The organism is Massilia sp. BKSP1R2A-1 (assembly GCF_050586525.1).
In the GTDB taxonomy this organism is placed as follows: domain Bacteria; phylum Pseudomonadota; class Gammaproteobacteria; order Burkholderiales; family Burkholderiaceae_D; genus Telluria.
On the sequence record NZ_JBOBRE010000001.1, the window covers coordinates 545,253 to 566,353 of the forward strand.

General features: G+C 67.6%; 19 protein-coding genes. 10 read left to right on the forward strand and 9 right to left on the reverse strand.

From position 1 onward, the window contains the following. Positions 1-37: 37 nt before the first annotated feature. Both ACQ7JA_RS02470 and ACQ7JA_RS02475 read right to left on the reverse strand, forming a co-directional pair. Positions 38-2,902, reverse strand: a complete 2,865-nt coding sequence (locus ACQ7JA_RS02470) for a bifunctional diguanylate cyclase/phosphodiesterase (RefSeq protein WP_430894318.1) — start codon at positions 2,900-2,902, stop codon at positions 38-40. A 109-nt stretch (positions 2,903-3,011) separates the two neighbouring features. Continuing rightward, complete coding sequence (locus ACQ7JA_RS02475; protein WP_430894319.1) at positions 3,012-3,803, reverse strand: transferase spermidine synthase; 792 nt, start codon at positions 3,801-3,803, stop codon at positions 3,012-3,014. Positions 3,804-3,921: 118 nt separating this feature from the next. Between ACQ7JA_RS02475 and ACQ7JA_RS02480 the strand changes: the two genes are divergently transcribed. From ACQ7JA_RS02480 to ACQ7JA_RS02490, 3 genes are all read left to right on the forward strand, one after another. After that, complete coding sequence (locus ACQ7JA_RS02480) at positions 3,922-4,197, forward strand: hypothetical protein (RefSeq protein ID WP_430894320.1); 276 nt, start codon at positions 3,922-3,924, stop codon at positions 4,195-4,197. Positions 4,198-4,218: 21 nt separating this feature from the next. Further along, entirely contained in the window at positions 4,219-5,391 is a 1,173-nt protein-coding gene (locus ACQ7JA_RS02485) for a GGDEF domain-containing protein (protein WP_430894321.1), read from the forward strand. Positions 5,392-5,473: 82 nt separating this feature from the next. Next, complete coding sequence (locus tag ACQ7JA_RS02490) at positions 5,474-6,466, forward strand: hypothetical protein (RefSeq protein WP_430894322.1); 993 nt, start codon at positions 5,474-5,476, stop codon at positions 6,464-6,466. A 176-nt stretch (positions 6,467-6,642) separates the two neighbouring features. Here the strand turns inward: ACQ7JA_RS02490 and ACQ7JA_RS02495 are convergent, their stop codons facing one another. After that, positions 6,643-7,266 carry a hypothetical protein gene (locus tag ACQ7JA_RS02495; RefSeq protein ID WP_430894323.1) on the reverse strand — a complete coding sequence of 208 codons (624 nt, stop codon included), beginning with the start codon at positions 7,264-7,266 and terminating at the stop codon, positions 6,643-6,645. A 272-nt stretch (positions 7,267-7,538) separates the two neighbouring features. Here ACQ7JA_RS02495 and ACQ7JA_RS02500 point away from each other — a divergent pair, with 272 nt between their 5' ends. The 4 genes from ACQ7JA_RS02500 to ACQ7JA_RS02515 all read left to right on the forward strand — a co-directional run bounded on the left by ACQ7JA_RS02500 (position 7,539) and on the right by ACQ7JA_RS02515 (position 13,180). Continuing rightward, complete coding sequence (locus ACQ7JA_RS02500; protein WP_430894324.1) at positions 7,539-8,396, forward strand: substrate-binding periplasmic protein; 858 nt, start codon at positions 7,539-7,541, stop codon at positions 8,394-8,396. Between the two features lie 64 nt (positions 8,397-8,460). After that, a complete protein-coding gene (locus ACQ7JA_RS02505) occupies positions 8,461-11,478 on the forward strand; it encodes a response regulator (protein ID WP_430894325.1) in 3,018 nt (1,005 codons plus the stop codon). Then, entirely contained in the window at positions 11,475-12,623 is a 1,149-nt protein-coding gene (locus tag ACQ7JA_RS02510; protein ID WP_430894326.1) for a response regulator, read from the forward strand. Before ACQ7JA_RS02505 ends, ACQ7JA_RS02510 begins: the two co-directional genes overlap by 4 nt. Positions 12,624-12,718: 95 nt before the next feature. Further along, positions 12,719-13,180, forward strand: coding sequence for a hypothetical protein (locus ACQ7JA_RS02515; RefSeq protein WP_430894327.1), 462 nt, complete (start codon positions 12,719-12,721; stop codon positions 13,178-13,180). A 52-nt stretch (positions 13,181-13,232) separates the two neighbouring features. Here ACQ7JA_RS02515 and ACQ7JA_RS02520 read toward each other — a convergent pair whose 3' ends face one another. From ACQ7JA_RS02520 to ACQ7JA_RS02545, 6 genes are all read right to left on the reverse strand, one after another. After that, a complete protein-coding gene (locus ACQ7JA_RS02520) occupies positions 13,233-13,520 on the reverse strand; it encodes a hypothetical protein (protein ID WP_036211798.1) in 288 nt (95 codons plus the stop codon). 179 nt (positions 13,521-13,699) lie between these two features. Continuing rightward, positions 13,700-14,344 carry an ABC transporter ATP-binding protein gene (locus tag ACQ7JA_RS02525; protein WP_430894328.1) on the reverse strand — a complete coding sequence of 215 codons (645 nt, stop codon included), beginning with the start codon at positions 14,342-14,344 and terminating at the stop codon, positions 13,700-13,702. 20 nt (positions 14,345-14,364) lie between these two features. Further along, positions 14,365-15,156, reverse strand: a complete 792-nt coding sequence (phnE, locus tag ACQ7JA_RS02530; protein WP_430894329.1) for a phosphonate ABC transporter, permease protein PhnE — start codon at positions 15,154-15,156, stop codon at positions 14,365-14,367. Then, on the reverse strand, positions 15,153-15,977 hold the full coding sequence (locus tag ACQ7JA_RS02535; protein ID WP_430894330.1) for a PhnE/PtxC family ABC transporter permease: 825 nt from the start codon (positions 15,975-15,977) through the stop codon (positions 15,153-15,155). Before ACQ7JA_RS02535 ends, phnE begins: the two co-directional genes overlap by 4 nt. Next, positions 15,977-16,795, reverse strand: coding sequence for a phosphonate ABC transporter ATP-binding protein (locus ACQ7JA_RS02540; RefSeq protein WP_430894331.1), 819 nt, complete (start codon positions 16,793-16,795; stop codon positions 15,977-15,979). Before ACQ7JA_RS02540 ends, ACQ7JA_RS02535 begins: the two co-directional genes overlap by 1 nt. 16 nt (positions 16,796-16,811) lie before the next feature. Next, positions 16,812-17,699: a putative selenate ABC transporter substrate-binding protein gene (locus tag ACQ7JA_RS02545; protein ID WP_430894332.1), complete on the reverse strand. Its 888-nt coding sequence runs from the start codon at positions 17,697-17,699 to the stop codon at positions 16,812-16,814. 178 nt (positions 17,700-17,877) lie between these two features. On the opposite strand from ACQ7JA_RS02545, the gene egtD reads away from it, so the two are divergent. Genes egtD through ACQ7JA_RS02560 form a run of 3 tightly spaced genes read left to right on the forward strand, consistent with a single transcriptional unit; the run spans position 17,878 to position 21,009 of the window. After that, on the forward strand, positions 17,878-18,849 hold the full coding sequence (gene egtD, locus ACQ7JA_RS02550; protein ID WP_430894333.1) for an L-histidine N(alpha)-methyltransferase: 972 nt from the start codon (positions 17,878-17,880) through the stop codon (positions 18,847-18,849). Between the two features lies 1 nt (position 18,850). After that, positions 18,851-20,077 (forward strand): ergothioneine biosynthesis protein EgtB, encoded by a 1,227-nt coding sequence (gene egtB, locus ACQ7JA_RS02555; RefSeq protein WP_430894334.1) that lies wholly within the window; start codon positions 18,851-18,853, stop codon positions 20,075-20,077. After that, positions 20,074-21,009: a YihY/virulence factor BrkB family protein gene (locus tag ACQ7JA_RS02560; RefSeq protein ID WP_430894335.1), complete on the forward strand. Its 936-nt coding sequence runs from the start codon at positions 20,074-20,076 to the stop codon at positions 21,007-21,009. Before egtB ends, ACQ7JA_RS02560 begins: the two co-directional genes overlap by 4 nt. Positions 21,010-21,101 lie beyond the last annotated feature (92 nt).

Below are 21,101 nucleotides of genomic sequence, written 5' to 3' on the forward strand. Positions count from 1 at the left end.
ACGCGCGCACGGCGGAGCCGTGCACCCTACGGGATTGTCAGGCCGGCAGCGCTTCCGCCTCGGCCTCGGAATCGGCCGGCGCGGGCAGCGCGCGACGCTGGCGCAGCAGGGTCTCGAAGTCCTCGGCGGCCAGCGGTTTGCTGAAGAAATAGCCCTGCATTTCGTCGCAGCCATGGCTGCGCAGGTAGTCCAGCTGCTCGGCCGTCTCCACCCCTTCGGCGATCACGGCCAGTTTCAGGTTGTGGGCCAGGGCGATGATCGAGGTGACGATGGCCGCGTCGTTGGCGTCGTGGGTGATGTCGGCCACGAAGGAGCGGTCGATCTTCAGCACGTCGATCGGGAAGCGCGACAGGTAAGACAGGCTCGAGTAGCCGGTGCCGAAGTCGTCGATCGACAAATTCACGCCCAGCGACTTCATGCGGTGCAGCAGCTCCACCGCCGGCGTCACGTCGCTCATGAACAGGCTTTCCGTCAGTTCGATCTCCAGGCAGTCCGGATCCAGCGCGGTGTCCTGCAAGACCGACTCCAGGCCGGCGATCAGGTCGACGGCGCCGAACTGGCGCGCCGACAGGTTCACCGCCACCCGCAGGCGGCCCAGGCCGGCATCCTGCCAGGCCTTGTTCTGGGCGCAGGCGGTGCGCAGCACCCAGGCGCCGATCTGCACGATCAGGCCGGTCTCCTCGGCGATGCCGATGAAGCGGTTCGGCGGCACCATGCCCAGTTCCGGGTGCTTCCAGCGGATCAGGGCTTCCATGCCGACGATCTGGCCGGTCTTGAGGTCGACCTGGGGCTGGTAGTGCAGCACGAACTCGTTGCGCTCCAGCGCATTGCGCAGCGCGCTCTCGATGCGCACGCGCTCCAGCGACTCCTCGTTCATGGCCGGGGTGTAGAACTGGAAGTTGTTGCGGCCCATCTTCTTGGCGCTGTACATCGCGATGTCGGCGTGTTCGATCAGGCTGTCGGCCGGCGTGCCTTCGCTCGGGTAGACCGCCACGCCGATCGAGCAGGTAACAAAAAATTCCTTGGTGCCGAGCATGACCGGCTGGGCCACCGAATCCATCACGCGCTGCACGATGTCCGGGGTGAGCGGTTCGTCGTGGTCTTCCGACAGGATCACCACGAATTCGTCGCCCGACAGGCGCGCCACGGTGTCGGTGTCGCGCAGCGAGGAGGTCAGGCGCGCCGCCACCGTCATCAGGAGCACGTCGCCGGCCTTGTGGCCCATCGAATCGTTGACGAACTTGAAGCGGTCGAGGTCGATCAGCATGACCCAGATCGGGCGGCCGTTGCGGTTGGCGTAGGCGATCGCCTGGCCCAGGCGGTCCTGCAGCAGCGAGCGGTTCGGCAGGCCGGTCAGCACGTCGTGCTGGGCCACGTGGTGCACGCGCTGCTCGGTCAGCTTGCGTTCGGTGATGTCGCTGCCGGTGCCGCGGTAGCCGAGCAGCTGGCCGCGGTCGTCGAATACCGGCTGGCCGTTGACCAGGAACCAGCGGGTGTCGCCGTGTTCGTCGACGGTGCGGTATTCGAGGTTGGCGAAGGGTTCGTGGGCCTTGACCTGGGCGATGTGGGCGCGCCCGTCCTCGGTCTCGAGCAGGGAGGGCACGTATTCCCAGCGGGTCTTGCCGAGCACGGTCTCGACCGAGACCCCGGCCTTTTCGGTGAAGCCGCCGGTGACCATGGTGAAGCGCAGCTCGCGGTCCTGTTCCCAGTACCAGTCGGAGGACATCGACACCAGCTGGCGGAAGCGCTGCTCGCTCTGCTGCAGGGCGCGCTCGGCGCGCTCGCGCGCGGCCATGTCCTCGACCAGGCGGCGGTTGGTGCGGCGCAGGTCGGCGGTGCGCTGGCGCACCAGCTGCTGGACCTTGCGCGCGCGCTGGCCGGAGGCCTGCACGAAGGCCGTGCCCAGCAGGGTCATCAGGATGCCGCCGATCAGCAGCGAAGTCGAGGCCATATGGTCGGCGAGGAAGGGGCGCGGGGCGCCGGCCACCTCGATGCGCCAGGCCTTGCCGGCCACGCGCAGGATGTCGGCGCTGCGGCTGCTGTCGGCGGGCGCCAGCAGGCTGTCGAGCCAGCTGCGCGCGGCCGCGCCGGTGTCGCCGGTGGAGAACAGCAGGGCGCCACGTTCGGCGAATTCGCCCGCGTAGACCGAGACCGCGATGTCGCGCGACGCATCGCGCGCGTCCAGCAGGCCGGCGTTGTCGAGCGAGGCGCGCACCAGTTCGGGGCCGCGGATGACGACGGCGGTGTCGCCGGCCAGCATGCCGTGGCGGTCCAGCACCGGCATGATCAGTTCGAACGCCGGCTGCGGCTGGGCGTCCTGGGCCAGCTGGAACAGGTCCGTCGCTGCCGCCCGGCCCTCGCCGCGCGCCACTTCGAGCGCGCTCATCACCTGCACGTTTTCCGTGATGTTCAGGCCGAAGGCGCGCTCGTTGCCGGCCATCGGCTCCACATAGTCGACGATGTGGTAGCGGGCACGCTCCGGCGCCACGCCGAGGCCGCCGCCATTCGGGCGCAGCTCGGTGAACACGGTGCCAGGACGCACCTGGGCAAGCTCCGCCTCGACGGCCGCGCGCAGTTCGCCCGGGACCGAACGGTGATAGCAGAATGCCTGGATATAGCGGTGGCGCTGCAACAGCGCGGCGGTGAAGTCGCGGAACTGCTCGCGGCTGACCGGTTCGCCGCGCGCGAACAGCTGGTTGGTCACGGTCAGCACCTCGACCGCCTGCTCGATGCCCTGGCGCACGGCGGCCACGCGCTCGTCGGAACGCTGGCCGAAGCTGAGCGCCATATTGTCGTACTCGAGGTGGCTCACGCCCAGGAACAGGGCGCCGGACGCGGCCAGGCCGCCCCCCAGCGTGAGGGCCGCCGCGAGGGTGAGCGACAGGGGCAGGCGATGTAGCATCGAGTGCAAATAGTTCCGCAAAGAAGGCTTGCCAGGGGGCATGAATACGCGAAGTGTGTCACAAGGCGGCCATGTTCGGCAAACGAAATGTCGCATTTCTTCCGGTCGTTTATAGGCGCTGCCCGCCTTGCCGGGCGCGCCAGGCGAGCCATGCAAGCAACAGGCGTACAAGCAAGCGGTTGGACCAGCCGGCGCCCAGGCCCCGGTTGCGCAGAGTGTCGCGCAGCAGGCGCATGGCGCGGCCGGGCTGCCCGTCCGGCCCGGCCGGACGCTGGGCGAACAGGATCGCGTTGTTGCCGGCGATACCGGACAGCCAACACAGGGCGCCCCCGAAAGCGTGCCGCAGCCGTTGCACCGCAGTCACATAGTCAGGATCATAAGTGAACAGATTCGCCACCAGCACGCCACCTGGCGCGAGCGCCTTGCGGCAGTCGCCGTAGAAGGCCGCGCTGGAGAGCGTCGGGGACAGGCCCTCGGCATCGAAGCCGTCCACCAGCACCACGTCGATGCTGCCGGGCGCCGCGCCCGCCAGCCAGGCCGCGCCATCGCAGTGCAGCACGGCCAGCCGTTCGTCGTCCGGCGGCACCGCGAACTGGTCGCGCAGCGCGATCACGTCCAGGCGCTGTTCCAGCACCGTGATGCGGGTGTCCGGGAAGTAGCGGTGGCAGAATTTCACCAGCGAGCCGCCGCCCAGGCCCACCATCACGATGTGGCGCGGGCGTGGCCTCAGGAGCACGAAGCACATCATGGCGCGGGTGTAGCGCAGCACCAGGGCGGTCGGGCGCGACAGCCGCATCTCGCTCTGGATGTCGCCCGGCGTGAACTCGAGCGTGCGGCGGTCGCCCTCGGTGCGCACGATCGGGGCGCGCTCTGGCGGGGGAGTCGGGTGCGGGGCGGGCATGGGCGCAGTATAGGGAAGGACGGGGGAGGGCGGCGCAGCTTGTTCTCAAGCATCCCTTTCTGCTAAGCTGATCATTCGAACAAGCCTTCATCGGCCTCTTACCACGCGGACTTCATCCATGTTCCTGGACCATCCTTCCATCACCGCCACCAACGCCCTGACCGAGCCCGACCGGATCGAGCGCTTGCAGCGCGTGTATGGCTACGCGATGGCCCTGGCCGACAGCGCCGGCAATGCGGAGCTCGTCGAGAAGCTGACCCAGCTGCATGACCACAAGGGCACCCTGATCGTGTTCTGGCAGGCGCCGCCCACCGGCGAAGAACAGGGCTACTTCGCGCGGGCCTGGGCCAGCAGGGTCGGCGACGGCACCAGCCTGGTCGAACACGAGTTTTAATCACCGGGAGGCCGAGCTTTCATGACGAACCTGGACGCGACCACGATGGTGCTGGTGCTGGCCCTGGGCAACCTGGCCCTGTGCGCGCTGCTGACCTTCTTCGACCACGGACCCGTACGCCCGCCGGCACTCAGCGCCTGGGCCCTGTCCAAGCAGGTGCAGGCCGGCGCCTGGACCCTGCTGGCCATCGGCGGGGCGGGGGTGGTGCCCGAGGCGCTGGCGCTGCCGGGCGGCTATGCCCTGCTGTTCGCCGGCGTCGCCGTGGAAGCCGGCGCGACCCTGGAGCAGGGCGGGCGCCATGGCTGGCGCCGTCCCACCCTGGTCGCCAGTGCGCTCGGCATCCTGGCGTTCTTCGTCTGCTACTGGATCGACGAGCAGGGCTTGCGCAGCGTCGCCGCCTCGCTCCTGCTGGGCGGCTTCTACCTGGCCGGCGCCGCGGCGCTGGCCACCGGCTGGCGCAAGGCCTCCCTGCTGCAGCGCTTCCTCGCCATCCTCACGGCGGTGCTGGCCCTGGTGGTGGCCGCGCGCGGCCTGTCGGTGCTGCTGCTGCCGGGCGGCTGGCGCTGGCTCTCGAGCGAACTGCTGCGCCAGCTCTCCAGCATCGCCCTCTATCTCCTGATGCTGGCCAACGGCTTCGGCATGCTGCTGCTCGGCCGCGAAGCGGCAAGCCGCGAGCTGGCGCGCCTGGAAGTGGTGGACCCGCTGCTCGACGTGCCCAACCGCCGCGGCTTCTTCAACGCCCTGGCGCCCTGGATGGCGCTGGCGCGCCGCCCGGGCCTGCCGACCGCGCTGGTGGTGCTCGACCTGGACGACTTCAAGCGCATCAACGACGGCTACGGCCACCCGGCCGGCGATACCGTGCTGCGCCACGTGGTGGAACTGTGCCGGCGCCAGCTGCGCGATTCCGACCTGGTCGGCCGCCTGGTCGGGGTCGAGTTCGCCATCCTGCTGCCGCGCACCAATGCCGACGAGGCGGCGCTGGTCGCGGAGCGCATCCGCGCCGCCATCGCCAGCTCGCCGGTGAAGAGCGAGCGCGCATTGATTTCGATGACGGCCAGCTTCGGCGTGACCGTGATCCGGCCGGAAGACAGCACCGTGACCCTGTTCCAGCGCGCCGACGATGCGCTGCAGGCGTCCAGGCGCGCCGGCCGCAACCGGGTCAGCCAGGCCGTCGCCGCCCCGGTCGAGGCCTGACTCCGGGCACGCCGCGTCGCGTCACCGTCCTGTCACATGGCGCTCGTATGCTGCGGCTTCACGCAGCAAGAGCGCCATCACGATGCATCTTCCCGAATATCCCAGCACCTTTCCCCGCTACGCCGCCGTCGAACTCGGCTCCGACAGTTTTCGCCTCCACGTCGCCCGCGTCGAGGGCGGCGAGCTTCACCTGGAAGCCTCGCTTGCCGAGCGGGTGGCCCTGGCCGCCTCCTTCGAGGACGATGGCAGCCTGTGCGAGGCCGCCATGCGGCGCGCGCTGGCCTGCCTGCGCGAGTTCGCGCGCACCCTCGATCTCTGGCGGCCGCAGGCCGTGCGCGTGGTCGCCACCGCGGCGCTGCGCATGGCGCGCAACGCGTCCGTCTTCCTGCCCGCGGCGGAGGGAGCCTTGCGCCGCCCGATCGAGCTGATCGCCGGCGACGAGGCCGGTCGCCTGGTCTACATGGGCGTGGCCTCCACCTTGCCGGACTCTGACGCCCCGCGCCTGGTGCTCGACATCGGCAGCGCCACGACCGAGCTGGTGCTGGGACAGGGCGACGTCATCGAGCGTATCGAATCCTTCCCGGTCGGCGCGCTGCGCCAGAGCCTCACCTTCTTCCCTGGCGGCGCCATCGATGCCGCCGGTTTCGACGCGGCCGTGCGCTCGGGACGCAGCCGCTTCGCGGAGTCGGCGCTCGCCGGGCGCTGTCCGAACCAGGCCTGGGGCGCCTGCGGCACCGTGCGGGCGCTGGCCGAGATCGCGTACGAGGACGGCCTGTCCGACGGGATGCTCGACCGCGATTGCCTGCTCGCGCTGCGTGCGCGTTTCCTGGCGGCCGGGCACGTGGCGCGGATTCGCCTGGCCTGGCCGGCTGCGGCGCGTGCGCCGCACCTGGCCGGCGGGCTCGCGCTGTTGATCGCTCTATTGGAGGAATACGGGATCGAGACGGTACTGGCGGCGCAGGCAGGCCTGCGCGTCGGGGCGATCTGGGAGCTGCATCGGAGCACCGCGACGTCCACGCCGCCATCTGGCCGCAGGACGCCTGAGAAAACCGTTCGACATACGGTCGGCAAATGAGCGGGCGGGCAGGCGAAACGAACACCTGGTGAATGCCTGTCCGTCGCGTGCCGAATTTGGAATCTGCGAAAGCGGCGCAGCCTGGCCAAGCCTTACGACAAACAGAATAGACGAAGGACCGGATTCGCCCCGTAGCGGAAATTCGTAGTTTTGAAAGCGGTCATTTCGCACCTGAATTAAGTCGAGTCGCGAGGCGGCCTTTGCTTGAGTGAGCTGCCAGGCTTCTCGATCAAGGACTCCGAGTCTCGCCGATGAGCTTTGCCGTACCATATAGCAAAATCAGGGCCGAGTGCCTCAAAGGCGCCAGGTAAAACTGACGCGGAGTAAAGCTTGGCAACTGCTAGCTTGTTCCTCACATGCCGGTGAATTCTTCCTGAAATTTTGCGCATGGCAGTCCAATCAATGTCTTCGGTTGGAAAAGCGCTGCGCTGCAGCGCGCCTGCCTCATTCCAGTGGCTGAAGCTCGAAGAATGAAGGAGTCCGCTCTCAATGCGCCCTTGCGCGAACTGCATGAGGCCCGATCCTTCCAACGAGGTTCTATGACCGCCAATTTCTGGACGGAGCTTGAATGTTTTGAAGATGGGGGAATTTGTCACGGTCGGAGACCATGACCTGAGCAGGAAACATCCGCCTTTGAGCTCATGCGCAATCTCTCGCAAATCGTCGACGGAGCTCAGTCTTCTAATTTCGTGGTCAATCCGAGAATAGGCTTCATAAACAATCAGATCCGTCTCCGAAAATACAAACTGCATTACATCGTAAAAATCTTCGTCAAGACCAAAGAAGTCGAGTTGCGCCATACAAATCAATCTTTAAAAGTTGACATTCAAAGCTTTACGCTTTGTCTTTCGCATGAAAAGGCTTTTTTCACTTCGATAGTGAACGCTCAACACGGCTCAGTGTACGGTGATCTTTCCATTAGGGCAACAAGAAGGGTTAGCCCGAAAGTGCAGCAGCACGAAGTCACATGACGTGTCGTTTCTGCGCCAAGCCCCTGATTTTGCTGTTTTTTGGAAACGTCTGGTGGCATACTTGTGTTGTTCAATCAACCATGCTTTCTTTCCAGAACTACATGCGCCGCTCACCCAGTCTCGTGCTGTCCGCCTGCCTCCTGGTGTCGGCTACGGCCCAGGCCGCCAAACAGGACAGCATCACCCTGTGCTTCGAGCGCCAGGACGTGCGGCCCTGGCGCACCCTGGATGGCGGCGGGCTGAATTTCGAGCTCCTCAACGAGGTCGCGCGGCGCACCGGCATCACCTTCGACTACCAGAGCATGCCCTGGAAGCGCTGCCTCGAGCAGCTGCGTTCGAACCAGGTCGACGGGGCGTTCGCCGTCAGCTTCACCCGCGACCGCATCGGCCTGGGCGCCTATCCCGGCGTTGCGCCGAGTACGGGGGCGGCTGTCGCCGACCCGCAGGCCGACCCGGCCAAGCGCATGCATACCGACACCTATGTGCTGGTGCGCCGCCGCGGCAGCCAGCTCGAGTGGGACGGCAAGAGCTTCCGCCACGTCGATGGCCGGATCGGCTTCCAGCTGGGCTACTCGGTGGGCGACTTCCTGCGCCTGCAGGGCGTGGCCCTGGACGAGGGCAGCCAGCGCCCCGACGAGCTGGCGGAGAAGCTGATCGCCGGACGCCTGGCCGGCGCCGCCATGGGCGGAGGCGACGCCATCCGCATGCTGCGCGGACCGCTCGGCAACAGGCTCGAGGTGTTGCCGGTGCCGCTGGTCGAAAAACCCTACTACCTCGTGCTGTCGAATGCCTGGGTCACGCGCAATCCCCAGCTGGCCGCGCGCGTGTGGGACGCGATCGAGCAGGTGCGCACCAGCCCCGGCTACCGCCAGCGCGAGCGCGACTACGCGGCGGCCGCGCGCCGCAAGCTGGTCGATACCGGCGTCACCGCGCAGGCCAAGGGCGGAGGCAGCCATTAGCCGCCGCCATTCGCGCGTACGCCTGCTGCCGCGCCGCCTGGTCGAGAACTGGCGCCAGAATATCGTGTTCCGGCTCGGCGCCGGCATCGTGCTGGCCGTCGCCCTGTCCACCGGCGTCTACACCACCTATACCCTGCACACCCTGCGCATGGAGGCCGACGCGCGCCTGCAGGAGCGTGTCGAGCGCCAGGCCAACGTGCTGTCGCACGCGCTGGCGCGCCCGCTGTTCGACATCAACAGCGCCGCCGTCTCCTCGGTGGTCGATGCGCTCGGCGCCACCCCGGAAGTCCAGACCCTGCAGGTGCTGGCGCCGGACGGCACCCTGCTGGCCGCGCTCGGCAATACCGGCGAACATGACGGCGAGCCGGCGGTCCGGGTGCGGCGCCGCATCAGCTACAACGACGGCACCCGCGCCTATTCGGTGGGCGCGATCGAGCTGGCCTTCTCGCGCGCCCAGATCGACCAGGACCTGCGGCGCCAGATCGTGCACACGGCCACCGCCAACATCCTGCTCACGCTCGCCATCGTCGGCTGCGTCTTCGTGGTGGGGCGGCGCATGTCGCAACCCTTCGCCGACATCCAGGATGCGCTGGAAAAGCTCGCGCGCGGCGAGACCGACATCCGCCTGTCCGGCATCGGCCGGCGCGACCAGGTCGGGCGCCTGTCCTCGGCGGTGCGCAGCTTCCGTGACACCCTGAACCGCCTGCGCCAGGCCGAGCAGGTGACCAATGGCCTGCTGCGCGAGAAAAGCCGTATCGAGCAGCAGCTGCGCGAGCTGAACGAAGACCTGGAGCAGAAGATCGCCGCCCGCACCGAGGAACTGACCCAGTCGAACCTGCGCGCGGAAGCGGCGAACGTGGCCAAGTCCGAGTTCCTCGCCAATATGAGCCACGAGATCCGTACCCCGATGAGCGCCATCATCGGCATGGCCTATCTTGCGCTGCGCACCGACCTCAATCCGAAGCAGCAGGACTATGTCGGCAAGATCCACCGCGCCGCGCTGTCCCTGCTGGGGATCATCAACGACATCCTCGACTTTTCCAAGATCGAGGCCGGCAAGCTGGAAGTCGAGCAGGTGGCGTTCGACCTCGACGAGGTGCTGTGCAACGTCGCCAGCGTGACCAGCCAGCGCGCCGCCGACAAGCGCCTCGAATACCTGTTCCACGTGCCGCACTCGGTGCCGCGCCAGCTGGTGGGCGACCCGCTGCGCCTGGGCCAGGTGCTGATCAACCTGGTCAACAACGCGGTGAAGTTCACGCCCAGCGGCGAGCTGCAGCTCTCGTGCATCCCGCTGCGCGGCGCGGAACCCGGCCACGTGCGCCTGCGCTTCGCGGTGAGCGACACCGGCATCGGCATCAACGAGGAGCAGCAGGCCAAGCTGTTCCGCGCCTTCAGCCAGGCCAACGGCTCGACCACCCGCGAGTACGGCGGCACCGGCCTCGGCCTGTCGATCTCGCAGCAGCTGGTGGGCCTGATGGGCGGGCGCATCGCGGTCGACAGCGAACCGGGCGCCGGCTCGACCTTCCACTTCGACCTCGACTTCGCCCTGTCCGGCCAGCCCGAATCGACCCTGGTGGTGCCGCCGGAACTGAAGGGCGCCCGGGTGCTGGTGGTCGACGACAGCGTGCTGGCGCGCGCCGTGCTGCGCGAAGCGCTGGCGGCGTTGCCGCTGCGGGTCGAGTGCGCCTCCGACGCGCGCCACGCCGAAGGCGCGATCTACGCGGCCGATGCCGCGGGCGCGCCTTACCGGCTGGTGCTGACCGACTGCACCATGCCGCGCATGGACGGCATCGACCTGGTGCGCCGCATCCGCGAGAACACCGACCTGTGCCGCCCGCCGCTCACCGTGCTGGTCACGCCCTTCGGGCGCGACGACGTGCAGGCCCGCGCCGAGGAGGCGGGCGTGAACGGCTTCCTGTTCAAGCCTTTCGTCGGTTCTTCGCTCTCCAATACGCTCGCCGGCCTGTTCGCCGCGGCCCCGCGCGATGCTTTTGGCGCCGGCGTGGTGCGCCCCTCGCAGCATGCGGCGCGCGTGCTGCTGGTCGAGGACAACCTGGTCAACCAGCAGATCGCGCGCGAGCTGCTCGAATCGCAGGGCATCGACGTCGACGTCGCCTCGAACGGCCAGCAGGCCCTCGACAAGCTGATGGAGGCCGGTCCGGACGGCTACCGCCTGGTGCTGATGGACCTCGAGATGCCCCAGCTCGACGGCCACGCCGCCACGGTGGAACTGCGCAAGGATGCGCGTTTCGACGAGCTGCCCATCATCGCCATGACGGCGCACGCGCTGTCCGAGATCCGCGAGCGCTGCCTGTCCGAGGGCATGCAGGACTACATCACCAAGCCGGTCGAACCGGAGAAGCTCTATGCGACCCTGTCGCGCTGGCTCGGCAAGGCGCTGCCCACGCGTACCGCGCTGGCCTCACCCGAGACCGGACCGACCACCGCGGCCGAACTGCAGCTGTCCAGCGTGACCGGCATCGACGCCAGCTTCGGCTTGCGCAACGTGGGCGGCAACGGACGCCTCTATGTGGAGCTGCTCGACCGCTTCCGCGGCTCGCAGCGCGACGCCGGCTGCAGCATCCAGAGCGATCTCGATGGCGCGCGCCTGGTTGAGGTGGCGGTGCGCGCCCACGCGCTGCGCGGCGTGGCCGGCAACGTCGGCGCGCGCGAGCTGCAGGCCCTGGCCCAGGAGATCGAGGAAGAAGCCGGCCGCGCGAATCCGGACCTGGCGCGCCTGGCGTCCAGCTGCACCGCCCTGCGCGGCAGCCTGGACGGCTTGATGGACGCCCTCGACACCTATTTCGCCAAGGTCGCGCCGAAGGAGGCGATCGCGCCGCCTTCGGGCACTTCGGCGCTGGACGCGGCCAAGGCCGTGGCCCAGCTGGAAGCCATGCTCGCCGAGTTCTCCGGCGAAGCCACCGACTTTTTCGACACGGTGCGCGGGCCCCTCGGGCGCCTGCTCGGCCCCGGCGCATTGGCGCGCCTCGAGGCCCACCTGTCGCGATACGAATTCGAAGAAGCGCGCCTCGTGCTGTCCCAGGCCGGCGGCGGCGCGCCATCCATTGCGGAACACATATGAACGCAGCCTCGCAGCCGAAACCCGACAAGCCGACCATCCTGATCGTCGACGACACGCCCGACAACATCATGCTGCTGTCGCGCCTCCTGAAGGACAAGTACCACACCAAGGTGGCCAACAACGGCACCACGGCCCTGCAGGTGGCAAGCGCCACGCCCGACCTCGACCTGATCCTGCTCGACGTCATGATGCCGGGCATGGACGGCTACGAGACCTGCCGCCAGTTGAAGGCCAATCCGGCGACCAGCGACATTCCGGTGATCTTCCTCACTGCGAAGAACCAGATCGAGGACGAGGCCATGGGCCTGTCGGTCGGTGCGGTCGATTACCTGGGCAAGCCGATCAGCCCGCCGATCCTGTTCGCGCGCGTGAACACCCACCTGACCCTGCGCTCCGCGCGAAAGCTGCTGCAGGAGCACAACCAGAACCTCGAGCGCATCGTGCAGCAGCGCACCGCCCAGCTGCTCCTGATGCAGGAAGCGCTGATCCTGGCGATGGCCTCGATGGTCGAGACGCGCGATGGCAAGGTTCACGAGAACAACGGGGGCAACCACCTGCGCCGCACCCAGCACTACATGCGCGCGCTGGCCCTCAAGTTGCGCACCCACCCGCGCTTCGCCGCCTGCCTCAGCGACGAGAACATCGACCTGCTGTACAAGTCGGCGCCCCTGTGCGACATCGGCAAGGTGGGACTGCCCGACCACATCCTGCAAAAGCGCGGCAAGCTCGATCCGGAAGAGTTCGAGATCATGAAGCTGCATGCGGCCTATGGACGCGACACCATCATGCTGGCCGAGAAGCACCTGGGCGGCTCCAACAGCTTCCTGATGTTCGCGCGCGAGATCTCCTACTCGCACCAGGAGAAATGGGACGGCAGCGGCTATCCGGAAAGCCTGAGCGGCGAAGAGATCCCGGTCTCGGCGCGCCTGATGGCGGTGGCCGACGTCTACGATGCGCTGATCTCGCGCCGCGTCTACAAGCCGCCTTTCAGCCACGCGCAGTCGCTGGAAATCATGCGCCAGGGGCGCGGCACGCACTTCGACCCGGACGTGCTGGACGCCTTCTTCGCGATCGAGGAGGAGTTCGCGCGCATCGCGCAGGAGTACCGCGACACGGAAGAAGGCGAGGGCGGATCAGGCGCCTGATCGAGGGAATTGTCTGCGCGCGATCAATCGTACGCCTTGGCACTGCGGGGCCAAATCGACTATATTGTTTAGCTTGTTGAACAATGGAGTCAGTAATGCCCAGGAAGTCGGCCGCCATCCCGGCGGCAGCCAAGGCCGTGCGCGCGAAGGCGGCGGTCAAGGCCAAACCGGCTGCGAAAGCAGCAGTCAAATCCGCAGCAAAGCCCGCAGCAAAGCCCCGGACGTCCGTAAAAACTGCCGTGAAGGCGGCCGCCGGCTCACTTGCCGCGCCTGCGGCGAAGCGCACGCGCAAGGTTGCGCAGTCCGCCGCCACGGCGCCCGCAGCGCGCGACGCCACGCGCCCGGTGCTGGTGCGCGACAGCTTCACCATGCCCGAACAGGAGTATGCGGTGCTTGCCGAGGTCAAGGGCGCCTGCCTGCGCGCCGGCATCGACGTCAAGAAGAGCGAACTGCTGCGCATCGGTGTGGCCCTGCTGGGCCAGGTCGACATCGCCACCCTCAAGGCCGTGCTGGCCGCGCTCCCCCAGCTCAAGACCGGCCGTCCGCCCGCTGCTTAGCAATGCCTTGGTAGGGTGGTCGGCGAAGCCGGCCACCCTACAAAAACCAGACCTAGTGGATCGACGCGCTGGTCAGTTCCTTCAGCTCCCGGATCGGGATATTCGATTTCTCGTGCATGCGCAGGAGTATCGTCGCGCCCACATTGAGCTTGCGGTGGCGGATCTTGCTGATGATCGGCGGCTGCACTTCGAGGACGCGGCACAGCTCCGCGTCGTTCTTCAGTTGCATGCGCTCGATCAGGGTGTCGAGCAGTTTGTTGGGCACGAAGCTGGACGGTTCGAGGGCGCGTGCACGGTGCATAGCGGCGAGCATTTCCTGTTTTTTCTGTCGTACGCTCATGTTGGTTCTCCAATATGAAAACATGGGTTCGGGACAGATCGACTGTTCTGGAAGAGCCCAGCCTCTTTCTTGTGCTAACGGATCGGTGGCGGGTCGTTGTGATATTACTACGGCTGCGTCTCGCACGATTCACGATTCGAACGCAAAATTGTTTCCATTTGCGTCTTTCTTCGCGGAATTTACGCTAATTTCAATCCGGAACGAGTCAGGAGCAGCACCTTGTCGGCCATGGCGGCCGCGGCGTGGGAGTGGGTGACCATGATGGCGCCGGCGCCGCTCTCGCGGGTTTCCTGGCGCAGCAGAAGGAGGATGCCCTCGGCGGTCTCGGGGTCGAGGTTGCCGGTCGGTTCGTCGGCCAGCAGCAGGGCAGGGCGGTGCACCAGGGCGCGCGCGATCGCCACGCGCTGCAGTTCTCCGCCCGAGAGCTGGCGCGGGAAATCGCCGCCGCGTCCGCCCAGGCCGACGGCCGCCAGCATCTCGTCGGCGCGCCCGCTGTCCTGGCGGTTCAGCAGCAGCGGCAGGGCGACGTTCTGGCGCAAGGTCAGGTGGGGCAACACGTGGAAGGCCTGGAAAATGAAGCCCATGCGGCTGCGGCGCAGCAGGGTGGCGGCATCGTCGTCGAGCGCCGCCATCGGCGTGCCGTCGACGATCACCTGGCCGCTGTCGGGCGTGTCCAGGCCCGCGATCAGGTTCAGCAGGGTCGACTTGCCGACGCCCGATTCGCCCATGATGGCGACGAACTCGCCGGCCTTGAAGGCATGCGACAGCTGGGCCAGCACGGTGCGGCCGCCATAGGATTTGGTGAGTTGGTCGAGGACGAGCATGGCAGCAATTATCCCCGAGCTCAGCGCGTCAGCGCGCGCCGCAGCGCGAAGCTGGCGCCATCCACGGCCGCCACCAGCAGCAGCATCGCGATGACCACGGTCGCCGCGCTCTGCATCTGGAACAGCGACAGGTGGTACTTGAGCATCTGTCCCAGGCCGCCGGCGCCGACCACGCCCAGCACCGCGGCGGCGCGGATATTGTTCTCCCAGCGGTAGAGGCTATACGACAGCATCTGCGGCAGCGCCTGCGGCAGGGTCGCATACAGGAAGGCGGCGAGCGGCGCGGCGCCGTTGTTGCGCAGCGCAGCCTCCGGCTGCGGCTCGGTGTTCTCCAGCGCGTCGGCGAACAGGCGCCCCAGCACGCCGCTCGTGTGCGCGGCCAGGGCCAGGGTGCCGGCAAACGGCCCGAGGCCGGCCGCTACCAGCAGCAGGGCGGCCCACACCAGTTCCGGGATCGAGCGCAGCACGTTGAGCAGCACCCGCACCGGCGCACGCAGGAGCGCGCCCAGGCGGCCGCTGGCCGGCAGGGCGAGCAGCAGGCCGCCGATCACGGCCAGCAGGGTGCCGACCAGGGACATCGCGAGCGTCTCCCACAGCGCGACCAGGGTCTTCGTCATGAACGCCGGCGCCGTCTCCGGCGGCGAGAAGCCGGCGAGGAATTCGCCCGCCGAGGTGAGCGCTTGCGGCGTGAAGAAGGCAGCCCACTGCAGGGGGAGGGAAGCGAAGCTGGCGACGACGAGAGCCAGGAGGGCGAGCAGCAGCAGCGGCGTGCCGATCGAGCGCGGAGGCGGAGGCGGCATGTTCGGCTTCATCCGAGCCTCCGGCGCAGCAGTTTCGACACCAGGTCGGCCAGGGCGACCAGCAGCACGAAGACGATCAGCATGGTCGAGACTTCGCCGCCCGCCATCATCTTGGTGCTCTCGTCCATGCGCTGGCCGAGTCCCCCCGCGCCGACGAAGCCCATCACGGCCGAACCGCGGATCGCGCACTCCCAGCGGTAGACGGTATAGGACACCAGTTCGGCGCTGGATTCGGGCAGGGCGCCATACAGCAGCGCCGGCAGCCGCCCGCTGCCGTTGGCCAGCAGGCTGTCGAGGGCATGGGCGTCGCCGGATTCGAGGATCTCGGCATACACCTTGGCCAACATGCCGCTGTAGGCAAGGGCGATGGCCAGCACGCCGGCGGTCGGGCCCAGGCCGACGATGCGCACGAACAGCAGGGCCCACACGAGTTCCGGCACGCTGCGCAGCAGCACCAGCACCCAGCGCAGCAGCTGGCGGACCAGGCGCGCGACGGGGCGCATGCGGCCCGTGCCGCGCATCGACAGCGACAGGCGTTCGGTGATGACGAGGGTGGCGGGAATGGCGCCCAGCAGGGCGAGCGTCAGGCCGGCCGTGGCGATGGCCACGGTTTGCCAGGTGTCGCGCAGGACCATGGCCAGGAATTCGGCGTCGTGCGCGGGACGCAGGAAGTCGCTCAAGAACATGCCCGCTGCCGCCAGGCTTTGCGGATCGAACAGCAGCCAGGGTTTGAACTCGCTGGCGGCGAGCATCGGCCACAGCAGGAGCAGGCAGACGATGGTCGCGGTCACCCGGCCGCGCCAGGCCGGATCAGGATGCTGCACAGCCGGCATCAGAAGCAGGCGCCGACCGCGATCCGGTCGGGCGATTCGTTCGGCTGTGCGGGATGCGGCTGGACGCTCTCGTTGTCGTAGAGCGCGGCGATCATGGCGTCCGTGACCTGTTCGCGCGGCGCGTCGAACACGATGCGTCCCGCGCGCAGGCCGACCAGGCGCGGGAAGTGGGCGCGCGCCATCTCGACCTGGTGCAGGCTGCAGACGAACGAGGCATTGCGGCTCGCGGCTTCCTGCTGCAAGGTCGTCAAGGTGTGCTGGGCCAGGGCCGGATCGAGGGCGGAAATCGGCTCGTCGACCAGGAAGGCATCGGCGCTCGAGAGCAGCAGGCGGGCCAGGCCGCAGCGCTGGCGCTCGCCGCCCGAGAGGCGGTCGACCCGCGCATACAGTTTGTCGCCCAGGCCGAAGCGCGACAGGGCTGCGTGGGCGGCGTCGGGGTCGCCCGGCTTGACCAGCGAAGCGAAGGCCTGCCACAGGCTCATGTGCGGCAGGCGCGCCGCCAGCACGCTGGTGACCACGCGCTGGCGCGGCGGCAGCGGCGGGGTCTGGGGTGCCAGGAAGAGGCGTGCGCGCAGGCGGTGGCGCGCGGCCTGCGACAGGTCCCACGGTTCCTGCCCGAAGACGGTGAAGGTCCCCGTATCCGGGCGGTGGGCGCAGGCGAGGGTGGCGAGCAGGGTGGTCTTGCCGGCGCCCGAAGGGCCGATCAGGGCCAGCTGCTCGCCGGGAGCGACGACCAGGTCGAGTCCATGCAGGGCAGGCGCGACATCGCGCCTGGCTGCCAGGTGGCGGACCGTGAGGTTCTCGAGATGGAAGGTCATCGCTAACGCTACGGTATTACTTCAGCAGGCCCGCGTTGCGCGCGGCGGCTTCGATCGCCGAATAGTTCGCCGTTTTGGTCGGGATGAACTTGCTGGCGCGCTGCAGGTCGAGGATCTGCTTGCCTTCAGGCGTCGAATCGTCCAGGGCCAGGAAGGCGTCGGTAATCTTCTTCTGCAGGGCCGGGTTCATGTCGCTGCGCACGGTCCAGTTGTAGTCGTAGTAGCCCGGGGTGGTGTAGAACACGCGCACGGCCTTCGGGTCGACCTTCTTGGCTTCGACCAGCTTTTCCCACACCGAGATGTTCAGCGCGCCGGCATCGACCTTGCCGCCCGCAACTGCCGCGACGGTGGCGTCGTGCGCGCCCGAGAAGGCGATGCGCTTGAGGTCGGTGTCCGGGTTGATCTTCGCGCCCAGCAGGAAGGAGCGCGGCATCAGGTGGCCCGAGGTCGACGATTCCGAACCGAAGGACAGGGTTTTGCCTTTCAGGTCTTCCAGTTTGTTGATGGCCGGATTGGTGGTCACGAACACCGAGCGGAATTTTTCGTCTTCGGCGCGCTGCACCAGCGGCGTGACCTGGCCCTTGCTGCGCACGTTCGCCTGTACGAAGGTGAAGCCGCCGAACCAGACCATGTCGATCTTGCGGTTGATGAGGCCTTCGACCGAAGCCGCGTAGTCGGTGACCGGGGTGAACTCGACCTTCAGGCCGGTGGCCTTGGCCAGGTAGTCGCCCAGCGGCTTGAACTTGCGCTGCAGCTCGGTCGGCGCTTCGTCGGGGATGGCGGAAACACGCAGCACGCCCGGAGTGTTCTGGGCATGGGCGCCGCCGGCGGCGAACATCAGGCCGGCCGTGGCGGTGGCGGCAAACAGGGATTTCAGGACACGCGAAGGCGAGAAGGAGGTCATTGTTAATGCTTTCTTATTGAAAACTGGAAATTGGATGAACCGTGGTCGTCACGCGCGCACGGCAGCGAAAACGATGAAACGGCGAATCCGCTATGATGGCAAAAACTGCAACTTCGTTTTTCGACTAACCTTATGCCATGGCGCATGGTGCGGTGTGGCGGCACGAATGATAACGCTTATGCACATCTCCTGCACGGAAGAAGCCCCGCGCGCCGCGAACGCCCATGTGGCGGACGAGCTGCACGCGGGCCTGGAAGCCCGCGAGGCCTGGATCTCGCCAAAGTTCCTCTACGATGCGCTCGGTTCCAAGCTCTTCGAAGCGATTTGCGAGCTGCCCGAGTACTACCCGACCCGCACCGAGGCCGCCATCTTCGCACGCCACGGGGCCGAGATCGCACGGGTGGCCGGACCGGGCAGTACGCTGGTCGACCTCGGCGCCGGCAACTGCGCCAAGGCCGCTTCGCTGTTTCCGCTGCTCCAGCCGGCCCAGTACGTGGCGGTCGACATTTCCAGCGAGTTCCTGTGCGACGCCCTGGTGCGCCTGCGCCAGCGTTTCCCGAACATCGCGATGGAAGGGCTGGGCATGGACTTTTCGAACCGCTTCGAGCTGCCGCCACAGGTCCGCGCCGAACGCCGCCTGTTCTTCTATCCAGGCTCGTCGATCGGCAACTTCACCCCTGAAGAAGCCGAAGGTTTCCTGCGTCGCCTGCGCGGCCAGTGCGGACCGGACGGCGGCGTGCTGATCGGCATCGACCTGGCCAAGGACAAGGCCACGCTCGATGCCGCCTACGACGACGCGCTCGGCGTGACCGGCGCCTTCAACCTCAACGTGCTGCGCCACGTGAACCACCTGATCGATGCCGACTTCGACATCCGGGCATGGCGCCACCACGGCTTCTACAATCCCGCGCGCGGCCGGGTCGAGATGCACCTGGAAGCGGTGCGCCGGCAAGAGGTTCACTGGAATGGCGGCGGCCGCACGTTCGAAGCGGGCGACTGCATCCACACCGAGAACAGCTACAAGTACCAGCAGGCCGACGCGATCGCGCTGCTGGAGCGTTCCGGCTTCGAGGCGACGCGCGTATGGACCGATCCGCAGCGCTGGTTTGCAGTGATCCACGCACAGGCAATCGCCGGGGCAGGGTGCTAGGATGGGCATCGGGCAGCGCGAAGACCTGATCCACGCGTATCAACGAGTACGCACGCGTTCGCTCGAGATCGCGGATCCCCTGTCGCCAGAGGATTGCCTGGCGCAGTCGATGCCGGACGCCAGCCCCGTCAAGTGGCACCTGGCGCACACGACCTGGTTCTTCGAGACCTTCATCCTGGAACCGAACGAGGAGGGCTTCGCTCCCTTCCACCCGGCCTTCCGGGTGCTGTTCAACTCTTATTACAACGGCGTCGGCGCCAAGCACCCGCGTCCGCAGCGCGGCCTGCTCACGCGGCCGTCGCTGGACGAGGTGCGGGCCTATCGTGACGACGTCGACCGCCGCATGGCGCAGCTGCTCTCCAGTCCCAGGGGCGCCGGTGTCGCAGTACTGGTCGAACTGGGCCTGCAGCACGAGCAGCAGCACCAGGAGCTGATGCTCACCGACCTCAAGCACCTGCTGGCGCAGAATCCGCTGTATCCGGCCTACGCGCCGCAGCCGATGGCGATCGGTGCGCCGCCCGGCCCGGTCGACTGGATCGGGTTCGACGGCGGGCTGGCCGAGATCGGTTACGGCGGCCGCGGCTTCTGCTTCGACAACGAGCTGCCGCGCCACCGCACCTATGTCGCGCCCTTCGCGCTGGCCTCGCGCCTCGTCACCAACGGCGAGTACCGCGACTTCATCCAGGCCGGCGGCTACCGCGACCCATCGCTGTGGCTGGCCGAGGGCTGGGACAAGGTCTGCGCGGGCGAGATTTTGCATCCCCTGTACTGGGTCGATGGAGGTGGCGAAGGCTGGCAGGAATTCACCCTGCACGGGCAGCAGGCGCTCGACCCGGCCCGGCCCGTGACCCACATCTCGCTGTACGAGGCCGACGCCTACGCACGCTGGCGCGGCGCGCGCCTGCCGACGGAAGCGGAATGGGAATTCGCCGCGCGCCAGTCGCTCCTCACGGGCGGCGCCCTGCACCCGGAAGCGGCCAGCGGCGAGGGCCTGCAGCAGATGTTCGGCGCCTGCTGGCAGTGGACCAGCAGCAGCTATGCGCCGTATCCCGGCTATGCGCCGGCCGCCGGGGCGATCGGCGAGTACAACGGCAAGTTCATGGTCAACCAGTACGTGCTGCGCGGCTCCTCCTGCGCCACGCCCGAGGGCCATGCGCGCGCCAGCTACCGCAACTTCTTCCCGGCCGGGGCGCGCTGGCAGTTCACCGGGATCAGGCTGGCGCGATGAACCGGCGCCGCAGCTGGCGCGAACGTATGCTGGACCAGCGCGCCAACGTCTGGATCCTTTCGCACCCGCTGGCCTTCCTGCTGCGGGTCGTGAAAGGCTTCCGGGCCAACCAGGGCCTGCTGCTGGCCGGCGCCGTGGCCTACTACGCGCTGCTCTCGATCGTGCCCTTCCTGATGCTGGTGGTGGTGGCGCTGTCGCACTTCCTCGACCAGGCCGAACTGCTCGAAACCCTGGAACGCTACCTGGGCCTGCTGGTGCCGGGCCAGTCGCGCCCCATCGTCGCCGAGGTCGCCCACTTCCTCGAGAACCGCGAGCTGATCACCTGGGTGCTGGGCGTGACCATGCTGTTCTTCAGCTCCTTCGCCTTCACCGTGCTGGAGAACGCGATGAGCGTGATCTTCAAGCACCGCGTCGAGATCCGGCGCCGCCACTTCCTGGTGTCGGCCGTGCTCCCATACTGCTACATCCTGGCGCTGGGCTTCGGCGTCATGATCGTGACCCTGGTGGCGGGCACGCTGGAGGTGATGGGAGAAGAGAGCGTCTGGCTGTTCGGCTACCAGTGGTCGCTGAACGGCGTCTCGGGCGTGCTGCTCTACCTCCTCGGCCTGCTTGGCGAAATCCTGGTGCTGACCTCGATCTATCTCGTGATGCCGGTCGGCCGGCTCTCGCTGTGGCACGCCACGATCGGCGGCGTGACGGCGGCGCTGCTGTGGGAGATGGCGCGCCATGTGCTGGTCTGGTACTTCTCGACCCTGTCGCAGGTGAACGTCGTGTACGGCTCGATGACCACCGCCATCGTCGTCATGTTCAGCCTCGAGATCGCCGCCACCTTGCTGCTGCTCGGCGCCCAGGTGATCGCCGAATACGAACGGGTGGGGCAGGGCCAGGGAAACGAGGCCCCGGCGCCCATGCGAACCGGGCCGCCAACCTGAGCATTGCGCTTGGTCAATTTCCCTAGATCTAGCAGTGGCAGAGTAGCGACTTGCGCCAGATTGACAGTGGGCGCAAACCTTCCATCCGAGGA